This window comes from Paracoccus wurundjeri (genome assembly GCF_030678915.1).
GTDB lineage: Bacteria > Pseudomonadota > Alphaproteobacteria > Rhodobacterales > Rhodobacteraceae > Paracoccus > Paracoccus onubensis_A.
In genome coordinates this window covers 1-549 of record NZ_JAUUTZ010000067.1, presented here as the reverse complement: position 1 = coordinate 549, position 549 = coordinate 1, and the positions used below count along the sequence as shown (strand labels likewise).

Below are 549 nucleotides of genomic sequence, written 5' to 3'. Positions count from 1 at the left end.
GGGCGCGGCGCCCGCTGGCGGCGGGGTGACTGGCAGGCTGCGTCGAAAGGCCAGTTTTTACTGGCCTCACAGGGCATCCTGTGATTCACTTCCCTCATGGAAACCCCTGATTTTGCGCGCGAAAATGCCCTGTTGAAAGCCCGCCTCGCCGAGGTCGAGGCGACGTTGGCCGAGACGCAGGAGGCCAATCGGCGGCTGCAGGATATCCTGCGCGCGGCGCAACGCGAAAAGTTCGGCAAAAGCTCCGAGAAGCTCTCGCCCGACCAGTTCAACCTTCCCCTGGAAGATGCGGAATTTGCGCAGGGTGTGCTCGAGGCCGCGCAGGAGGAGGCCGAAGCGGCGATGCAAAGGGCGCGTGGTGAGGAGCCGCGCAAGCCCAAGCGCAACCGTGGCCACCTGCCGTCGCATCTGCCCCGGGTCGAGCGCGTGATCGATCCAGCCAGCACGCTCTGCCCCTGTGGATGCGGCGAGATGGCCAGGATCGGGGAAGACGTGTCCGAACGGCTGGACGTGATACCTGCGCAGTTCCGTGTGCTGGTCACGCGGCGC

The 549-nt window shown here is 65.9% G+C and carries 1 protein-coding gene; it reads left to right on the top strand.

The features are described from left to right. Positions 1 to 96: 96 nt before the first annotated feature. Positions 97 to 549: IS66 family transposase (locus Q0601_RS24635; RefSeq protein ID WP_305292857.1), on the top strand; the 453-nt coding region annotated here is incomplete at its 3' end.